Source organism: Shewanella septentrionalis, from assembly GCF_025370265.1.
GTDB lineage: Bacteria > Pseudomonadota > Gammaproteobacteria > Enterobacterales > Shewanellaceae > Shewanella > Shewanella hafniensis.
Window position 1 is genome coordinate 1 of record NZ_JAMTCC010000087.1, and the last position, 4311, is coordinate 4311.

The 4311-nt window shown below is 47.7% G+C and carries 3 protein-coding genes; all 3 read right to left on the reverse strand.

Annotated features, from left to right (window positions below; all coding sequences use genetic code 11):
- Nucleotides 1–26 precede the first annotated feature (26 nt).
- The 3 genes from NE536_RS22420 to NE536_RS22430 all read right to left on the reverse strand — a co-directional run bounded on the left by NE536_RS22420 (nucleotide 27) and on the right by NE536_RS22430 (nucleotide 3777).
- Complete coding sequence (locus NE536_RS22420; protein WP_261274070.1) at nucleotides 27–1271, reverse strand: L-lactate MFS transporter; 1245 nt, start codon at nucleotides 1269–1271, stop codon at nucleotides 27–29.
- A 107-nt stretch (nucleotides 1272–1378) separates the two neighbouring features.
- Complete coding sequence (locus tag NE536_RS22425) at nucleotides 1379–2110, reverse strand: LytR/AlgR family response regulator transcription factor (protein WP_105250908.1); 732 nt, start codon at nucleotides 2108–2110, stop codon at nucleotides 1379–1381.
- Nucleotides 2104–3777 (reverse strand): LytS/YhcK type 5TM receptor domain-containing protein, encoded by a 1674-nt coding sequence (locus NE536_RS22430; protein WP_342455093.1) that lies wholly within the window; start codon nucleotides 3775–3777, stop codon nucleotides 2104–2106. Before NE536_RS22430 ends, NE536_RS22425 begins: the two co-directional genes overlap by 7 nt.
- Between the last annotated feature and the right edge of the window lie 534 nt (nucleotides 3778–4311).

Below are 4311 nucleotides of genomic sequence, written 5' to 3' on the forward strand. Positions count from 1 at the left end.
CTAAAGAGGAAAAGCTTAGCTTACGCCTATGCAGATTCGGCCGTCATATTCACTAAGCGAGGCGTACTCTTAGTCGCTTTCTTAGCTGACGCAGGAGTTTTGGGCTCTGGCATACGAATGGTTAATGACATGACTAACGCCACCACCAGTAGCACTAAAATCACGTTAAATGTTGCAATAAACCCACCAAATAACGAGGCGACAATCGAACCGATAATACTGCCGATACCGAAACCTAAGTAGATAACCCCATAGTTTTTAGTCAGGTTATTCAGGCCGAAGAAGTCGCTCACCAGTGATGGATAGACAGTAATAGTGCCACCAAAACTAAAGGCAACGCAGGCGACCGCAACGAAGAACAGGTTAGCATTCAAAGGTACAAACAGTAGTAACACCATACCGACTAAGGTGATGATCTGCGCCAGCGAAATAACCCGAATGCGGGGGATTTTGTCCGATAGTATACCCAGCACTAAACGACCACTGAGGTTCGCCATAGCAATCACAGCAACAGCATTGGCGGCGACCAGTACAGGCAAGTCGACCATCTTCTCACCGATATCTTTAGCCACACCAATCACATACAAACCACTCATACAGGCAGACAGGAACATCAGCGCCAGCATCCAGTATTGCGGCTTACGCATGGCTTCTGCGAGGGTGAAGTCGCGGCTTTCGGCCTGCTGACTTGCGGCTGATTGTGCAGGCGCATCTTTCATCAACATACCACCACACAAGACCAACGCCATGGCGATCAGCCCCCACAGTTGGAAGGTGGTTTCAAGGCCAGTGTTTTCGAGTAACAGCACGTTAATGTATTTAAATCCGAGGCTACCTAGACCATAAGCACCAATCGCTAACGCCGAAATCAGCCCTTTGCGTTCAGGGAACCACTTCACGCAGTTAGACAAGGTCATCAAGTAGCCAGTGCCATCGGCAAAGCCCACTAAAATCCCTGCGCACAGGTAAAGCATCATCAAGTTACTGGCTTGGGCAGTGAGTAAGAATCCAACACCGAGTAACAGGCCTGCGCCTAAGGTGACATTACGTACGCCAAAGCGTTCCTGTAATTTGCCCGCCATGGAAGATGCCACGGCCAAAGACAAACTCAGCAAACCAAACACAAATGCCACTTGGCTGACGGGTTCGTCGAGCTTAACGGCCAACTGCGCATTGAACAGGCTCCAAGTGTAAACTGAGCCGAGTGCAAACTGGGTGATAATAGTACCAACTAAGGTCAGGTACCGAGTACGGTTCATCTCTTTAGTCATGATGCATCTCGCTTTAGGGGATCAGGAATTGAGTCCACTATAAGAGAGATGCGATTCGCGCCGATCAATTAAGGCATGAAATACAGATCTGCAGGAATGAATGACAATTACAGCCTCATCAGCTGTCGAAAAGCCTTAATATTACTACGGCTAACGGGCACCTCGAACGACAAATCATGCAACCTAATCAGGTAAGTACTATTGAACCAAGGCACGATTTCGCGGATCTTGTTGATATTGACGCAATAGGAACGGTGACAGCGAAAAAAACCTTCAGCAGGCAAACGACTCACAAACTCACTGATGGTCATCTGCATCACATAACGGTCGGTGCGGGTGTACACATAGGTGAGTTTTTCATCTGCCTCGGCATAATAAATTTGCTCGCAGGGCGTGACGATAATCCGCTCACCTTTGACTAAATTCACGGTTCGACTGGTGTTGCTCGCGGCCTCATGTTGCGGCTTTGGTGCTTGCCGCCCCACCTGTTCAATCTTCTGCAATAAGCTGATGATCCGCGGTTCATTGTAGGGCTTGAGAATATAATCGAAGGCTTCGAGCTCAAACGCTTCTACTGCAAATTCTTTATAGGCAGTAACAAACACCACATGGGGAGGATGGGTCGATTTATGCAGATTCTTCGCCAACAAAAGGCCATCAATGGACGGTATTTGGATATCCAAAAACACCACATCGACCTCGTGATCCTGCAAATATTTAAAGGCCTCTAAGCCATCCTCGAAGCTAGCCACTATGTCTATCTCACTGTGGCTCTTCACTAAATACTCTAGCTCCTCACGGGCGAGATATTCATCTTCAACTATGATGGCTTTTAACATACTTGCGCCTCATTTTCCGGTAAGTAAAAACTGACTTCCGTCCCCGGCTCGAGCCGTTTAAGCTGCAAACCTTCGCCGTACAATAATTTCACTCTCTGGTGCACATTCATCAGCCCAATACTGCTGCTTTCTACACGGCCAGCAGCTACGCCATCAATCACCTCTTGGCGGATCCCATAGCCAGTATCGCGCACGGCGACGCGAATACCTGCATCGAGTTTTTTCACTTCTATCGTCACTCTACCCGGTGCACTGCGCGGCTGAATGCCGTGCAAAATCGCGTTTTCCACCAGCGGCTGTAACAAGAGGCAAGGTACACAAAAATGTACATCGTCGACATCGAAGATCACTTCAAGCTTGTCGCCAAAACGCGCCTGCTCAATCGCCACATAATCACGGACTTGTTTCACTTCTTCTTGGATATCAATCAGCTCATCGCCTTTAGCCAAGTTATAGCGCAGATAATCGGCCAGATTAGCAATCAACTGTCGCGCCTGCTGTGGCCGAATACGGATCAAAGAAGAAATCGCATTGAGGGCATTAAATAAAAAGTGCGGGTTAATCTTGCTCTGCAGCGCAGTAAACTCCGCCTTGCGGGTCATCTCCTGCAATTGCTCGATACGCGACACTTCCATCTGGGTCGAAATCAGCTGCGACAAGCCCACCGCCATCTCTCGCAGCGAGCTGGTAATCCGATAGTTATTGCGATAATAAATCTTCAGCGTACCGCTTACCGTGCCGTTTTCACGCAGCGGGATTATGATGACCGAATGAAAATCCGATAAATGATATTGGCGTAAGTCGTTGTTAATAATGTTTTGATCTAGCTCTATCGCCCTTTGAGTCATCTCGCTAATCGCTTGATGACCATCGACCTCGTAGTAATCTTTGCCTACGCCCATATAAGCTAGTACATCGCGAGTATCGGTAATCGCCACGGCATCGGCATGGATTTCATTACGGATCACGCCGCACACTTGCTCTAAGGCATGGCGATCAATTTTGCGGAAGAAAGGTAAGGTTTTGTTGGCAATATCCAGCGCGAGCTTGGCCTGCTTGGCGGCAATGAGCTCTTTCTCATCGTCGAGATCTTGCACTAGCTTGATAATCAGTCCGATACACACAGTGCCCGCAATCATGGGATAGGCAATGTGACTCACAATCTCTACACCCACCTGGTGCGGCTCTGTCAGCAGCCAAATCAACAACATGGTCAGTGTTTCGCACAACATGCCCGCCACAATGCCATAAATCCATAACTTAGATTTGGGGCATTTGTAGTAAATCCAGGTCGCCATTAGACCAGCAATAATGCTGGCGATTAAACACGGGATAGAAGTATCGCCATCCATATCAATCAGATATCTATGCAGCCCCGACAGCACGCCCGCGGGAATACCAACCCAAGGGCCAAATAATATCCCGCCGGAAATAATCGCGATAATCCGCACGTTGACCAACGCGCCTTCAACCTCAATGCCGGTATAGGTACTGAACACCGCAAATAAGCAAAATATCGCCGCCACTGAGACCAGCTCTGCGGGAGTGTGATTACGCTTTTGGAATAAACGCTGGAACGGTCGAGTGCGAGTTAAAAAGAACAAGGTCATCAGCATCAAGGCCGCCCGTTCAAATACCGCCAATAACATCATTTGATTTTCGAGCACGCTTTCTCCTTGATCTATCACGCTGAATCACAGCCCAACGTTATATTTACCAATGATATATTTATGAGTGTTAAGCCTGTACGCTGAATGGATTAGGGTGAAGACAGGCTTTGCCGCCAACACAAGCTCCCATAAAAGATAGACTCGATTTTGCAGATCCAACGTAAGACATGGATGATAAAAATCACCGAGCCCCAAACTTGTCAAACACTCGTATTTAGGCTCGAGTAAAACATCAAACGCTAATGCCCACATAAATACAGGCTTGCTAAAGTAAAGGACAGATAAAAGTCCCATTCACGCGGGCTCAGTCACACATTCGTACTTGAATTAGGCTATCAAAGTGTATCGAAGGACAATTTGAAGAACCTAAAACACCTTAAGTTAACCACTAAAAAGTGAAATTGCCCTCTATCAGGTCACTGCCACAATTTGCAAAATCGACTGGAATACCCGAAGCTAAAACCTTCGGCTCGAATGCAAGATGAGATCACCCCCATGCGAGATTCTAGGTTCACACTTAGCTGCGCTGAA

What these genes read in the sequence shown, in the direction of transcription:
- NE536_RS22420 (WP_261274070.1), bottom strand. Translation starts at nt 1,271, where the DNA reads ATGACTAAAGAGATGAACCGTACTCGGTACCTGACCTTAGTTGGTACT.
- NE536_RS22425 (WP_105250908.1), bottom strand. Translation starts at nt 2,110, where the DNA reads ATGTTAAAAGCCATCATAGTTGAAGATGAATATCTCGCCCGTGAGGAG.